The organism is Trueperaceae bacterium (assembly GCA_031581195.1).
Classification (GTDB): Bacteria; Deinococcota; Deinococci; order Deinococcales; family Trueperaceae; genus SLSQ01.
In genome coordinates this window covers 20466-25031 of the sequence record JAVLCF010000020.1, presented here as the reverse complement: position 1 = coordinate 25031, position 4566 = coordinate 20466, and the positions used below count along the sequence as shown (strand labels likewise).

Annotated in this window: 3 protein-coding genes; 2 read left to right on the top strand and 1 reads right to left on the bottom strand. The window is 75.5% G+C overall.

The features are described from left to right. Window positions 1-2849: alpha-amylase family glycosyl hydrolase (locus tag RI554_03245; GenBank protein MDR9391024.1), on the bottom strand; the 2849-nt coding region annotated here is incomplete at its 3' end. Window positions 2850-2969: 120 nt separating this feature from the next. On the opposite strand from RI554_03245, the gene RI554_03240 reads away from it, so the two are divergent. Further along, entirely contained in the window at window positions 2970-3815 is an 846-nt protein-coding gene (locus RI554_03240) for an Ig domain-containing protein (protein MDR9391023.1), read from the top strand. Continuing rightward, the coding region (locus RI554_03235) for a hypothetical protein (GenBank protein ID MDR9391022.1) at window positions 3812-4566 on the top strand (755 nt) is incomplete at its 3' end. The genes RI554_03240 and RI554_03235, both read left to right, overlap by 4 nt.

Genomic DNA, 4566 nt, shown 5'->3' with positions numbered 1-4566 from the left:
GGCTCGGACGCGACGTCCGGCGCATCCTCCCCGTCCCCCGGACCCCAGGGGTGCGCCGCGAGGACCCGTGCGGCGGTGGGGTCGGCGTCGCGCGCGCGGCGGACCCACGCCGCGAGCGCCGCGTCGCTCGGCGCGGACGGCGCCCGAAGGAGCTGCGCCCAGGCGCGGTGCACGGGGGCGAAGGCGACGTCGCGGGCCGCGACGCGCAGGTCGGGCACGCCCCGCCCGCCGAGGTGGTCGTGGAGGCGCCGCAACGACCCGTCGGGGTCGCGCACCTCGTGCACGTCGAGCAGCACCCGCAGGTCGTACGCCCCGAGGTGCAGCTCCAGGCCGCCCTCCCGCCACGCGTCGGAGCGCGCCAGGTGCTCGAGGCCGCTGGGGTGCTCGCGCCACCGCACGAACCGGTCCGCGCCCCCCTCCAGGGCGAGCGCGGACGCCAACGTGCCGCCCTTCGGCGTGGCGCCGGCGCGGGTCGTCCACGGCGCGACGTCGCGCAGGGCGACGTGCACGTCGGCGTAGCGGTTGTGGTACGCCACGATCGCCCACGCCCCCCCGGGCGCCGCGTTGGCGTAGGCGAACACGTCCGGTGCGGGCCCCCCCTCGCCGCGCGCCTCGAACCAGCGGAACCGTTCGGTCCCCGCGAACGTCGCCCGGCGCGCCAACAACGGCGCGATCTCGCGGCGGTGGCGGGCGACGAGCGCCTCGTTCGGGCGTTCGTCCCACTTCGCGCGGCGGTACTCCATCCCGTACTTCTCGTGCAGGCCCTCCACCTGCCCGTGCCCGAACATCGGGAGGCCGGGCAGGGTCGCCATCAACGCCGTCACCCCGAACGCCTTGTCGCCGTCCCCGAACTGCCGGATCGCGGGGGCTTCGTCGGGGTTGTTCATGAAGTTGACGAAGCGGCCGAGGACCTTCGCATCGAAGGCGAGGACGTTGCGCACGAGGTCCTGGTAGTCGGCGTTCGCCTCCCGCGCCAGCATGTTCATGAAGGCGCTGTTGTAGACGCGGTGCATCCCCAACGTCCGCACGAAGTAGCCCTCCATCATCCAGAACGCCTCGGCCAACAACAACGTCCCGGGCGCCTCCCGCGCGACGCGGTCGACGACCTCCCGCCAGAACTCCGTCGGCATCGCCGCCTCGAACGCCGCGTCGGACGTCGTGCCGTGCTCGCTGCGCGTCGGGATCGCGCCCCCCTCCCCCGGCGCGGGGTACCAGAGGCGCCGCACGTGCTTCTTCGCCAACGTCATGGCGGCGTCGAAGCGGATGATCGGGAAGCGCTTCGCGACGTCCAGCACCACCTGCACCAGCGCCTCGCGCGCCTCGGGGTTCAGGAGGTCGATCTGCGCGGTGTCGTTCCACGGCATCGAGGTCCCGTCGTTGCCGTGATAGACGTAGCGCCGCTCCTGCGTCGCGACGTCGGTCCGTTCGAACACGACCGCCGCGTCGGAGCCGTCCCAGTAGCCGTCCTCGAGGCGCACCTCCACGCGCGGGTCGCCCGACAGGTCGGGGCCGGTGAAGGTGTACCCGGGGAACGGGGGCGCGTCGAGCGACAGCAACCGGTCGGGGTGCTCGACGACCCAGCGTCCGTCGATCCCGACGTGGTTGGGGACCATGTCCGCCGCGAGGCGCAGCCCGTGCCGCGCCGCGCGGTCGCGCAGGTCCCGCCACGCCGCCTCCCCCCCGAGGTCGTCGGCGATCGCGTAGTCCCACAACGCGTAGGCGCTGGCGACGGCGTCCTCCTGCCCGCGACGGCGTTTGATGCGCGCCGACGCCTCGCTGCGTTCCCACAACCCGATCAACCACAGCGCATCGAAGCCGTACGCCCGCAGCTCCGCCAGCGCCGCGTCGGGCACGTCGGCGAGGGTCCGCACGTCGCGGCCCGTCCAGCGCGACAGTTGATCGAGCCACACGTACGCGTTCTTCGCCACCAGGACGACGCCCGGCATCCAGTCGGCGTCGGGACTGAACGCCTCCACCTCCGCCCTCTCGCTCCCCTGCAACGCCGCCGCGTCGAGGACCGGCGCCGGCCCGGGGGGGCCGGGAGGCCCGCCCACCGCACGCTCGCGCAGCGTCCCGAGCGCCCGGTCGACGCGCCCGACGAGCGCCGCGAACGCCGGCCCCAGGCGCGCCCCCCAGTGCGTCCGCACGAACGCCAGTTGCCCCTCCAGCGAGTCGGGGCTGGCGCGCAACGGCGCGCGCAACGTCGCCCACAGCGACGTCTCGCCCGGCGCGCCGGGCAGCCCCGGCGCCTCCCGTGCGGCGCGCTCGAGGGCGGCCGCCAGCGCCCGGTCGGCCGTCCCCAGGTCGCGGTCGTCGAACAACGTCCGTAGGGGCCGCAGCGCGGGGTTCTCGTTCGCGAGGCGGACGGCGATGCGTTCCTCGAGCGCCACCTCGCCGGCCGGGAGGCCGTCGACGCGACCGGACAACCACCCCTCCACCCCTACGTCGCCGCGCACCACCGCGAGCGGCGGGAACGCCTCCAGGAAGGCGACGCGCGCCTCGCGGAGGCGGGCGTGGCCCAGCCGCAGGTGGAGGGCGGCGTCGAGGTCCCGACTCCAGGTGGGGTCGACCTCCCGCCGGTAGTGCGCCAGCATCAGGTGCACCGCTTCGTCCAGCAGCGCCGCGGCCAGTAGCTCCGCGCCGGACGGGGCGGGCGGCGCGCTCGGTTCCGCGGCGTGCGCGCGCCGCATCGCCGCCGCGAGGCGCTCCGCGGTCGCGGGCTCGATCACCAGCACGCGGCCGCGCAGGTCGACGAGCGCGTCGTCCACGCCGTAGCGCTCCCGGGCCGCGCGCGCGAGGTGGAACGCGCGGGTCAGGTGCACGCCGGCGGGGAGGGGGAACGCGATCAAGGGCGGGCTCCAAGCGAAGAGGCGGGCCGCTCGGTGCGGTAGGCTCGCGAGGACGCTACCACGGGCCCTCGCGCGCCCGACGTGACGGGCCGGCCGAGCGGCCCCGCGGAAGGAGACCCCATGACCCCGCCGACGCGAACCTGGAGGCGCCCCGGGCGCCCAGCCGCCGCGGCGTGGCTCGCGGCCGCGCTCGCTGCGCTCGCCGTCGTGGTGGCGGCCTGCGCCGACGACGCGCCGCTGCCCGGCGACCCGTTGCGCATCGCCAGCAACGACCTGCCCGACGCGGTGGTCGGGGAGGCCTACCGCGCCGACGTCGTCGCGGTCGGGGGCCTCCGGCCGTACCGCGTCGACCTCGAGGAGGGTGCGCTGCCGCCCGGGTTGTCGCTGCAGGACGGCGTGGTCGTCGGGACGCCCGACCGGCTCGGCGCCTACGAATTCACCGTCGTCGTGACCGACGGGAACCTGGCGTCGACCTTCCAAACGTACGAGATCCGGGTCCGCGACGTGCCCGTCCCCACCTTCGAACTGACGGTCCCCGACACCGAGGTGCGGGGCGAAACGGTCCTGCGCGCCCGCATCGCCGACGCCCGCACCTGGCAGGGGGCGCGCGTCCGCCTGCGGTGGGACGACGACACCGTGACGATCGATCCCGACGCGGTGGAGCGCTCGCTGCGGGACGGCGCGGCGTTCGTCGAGGGGGGCGACGGCCGGCTCGCGGTCGACGTCGTCGCGTGGGGGGACGGCGTCGACGGTGACGCGGAACTGTTCCGCGTGCCTGCCGACGCGTCCTCGACGACGCTGCTCGGCTTCGATCTCGAGGTGGAACTGCTGTACGCCGACCGCCACACGTTCGTCAGCCGTCGCGTGGGCGCCAGCGCCGACGACGTCCGGGAGCGGACCGAAAGCCCGACCGATGCCGACGCGTCGAACGTCGCGCGGGACGACGACGGGGAGGGCACGCCGTGAGGCGGTGCGACCTCGCGGCGGTCCTCGCCCTGGCGCTGGCGTTGGGGGTGACGGGGGCGACGTCGGTGCTGGACCTCTCCCTCGCACGGCTCTTCGATCGCGCCGACCACGTCCTGTACGGAACGGTGACGGAGGTCGATCCGACGGCGGGCGACGACGACGAGGCGCGGACCCGCATCGCGATCGACGTCGAGCGGCGCCTCCGCGTGCCCGACGACGTCGACGACCCCGGGGACACGCACGTCCTGACCCTCGCCGCCGGCGAGCGGGACGGGGAACGGACGGTCGTCGACGATCTCGTCACCGTCGAGCCGGGCGACCGCATCCTGCTGGCGCAGTACGTGGACGACGACGCGATCAGCCCCATCGTCGGCGTCTGGCAGGGCCTCTGGCGCCTGACGGGGGATGGGTTGGTGGACCTGCGCGGCGGCCGGCTCGGCGTCGACGACGACCTGCTCGTCGAGGGGGGGACGGACACCGACGTCGAGGTCGTCCTCGACACGCTCGAGGCGCTCCTCGACGGCGACGCGAGCGCGCGCGCGTCGAGCGCGCCCCGGTGGCGGGGCGACGGCCCGAGCGACGCGGACCTCCTTCCCGACGTCGGGAGCCCCGACGCGGACCCCACGTCGCCGTCGGACGCCTCCCCCACGGACGCCTCCCCGACCGATGCGTCGCCCACGGACGCGCTCCCCACGGACGCGTCCCCGACCGACGACGCACCCGACGCGACGAACGCGAGCCCGAACCGGCC